Annotated in this window: 1 pseudogene; it reads left to right on the forward strand. The window is 75.0% G+C overall.

Features of this window, described 5'->3' with window-relative positions:
* Window positions 1-236 (forward strand): annotated as a pseudogene (locus tag AC0IY1_RS25615) (formylmethanofuran dehydrogenase subunit A); the annotation flags it as partial.

Here is a 236-nt window from a genome sequence, read left to right on the forward strand (position 1 = left end):
CGCGCCCGACCGGACCATCGACGCCACCGGCTGCGTGGTGAGGGCCGGCGGCGTCGAGGTGCACTCGCACATCGCCGGCGGCAACGGGGTGATGAGCCGGCTGCTCCTGCCCGAGCTCTACGCCAGCGAGGCCGCCCCCGAGGGCCATCCCTTCGCCCTTGCGGGCGGCTCGGCCGCCTGGATCGGTGCGAACTACGCGCGGATGGGCTACACCCTGGCGGTCGTGCCCGCGATGC

The organism is Methylobacterium sp. AC690 (genome assembly GCF_979256535.1).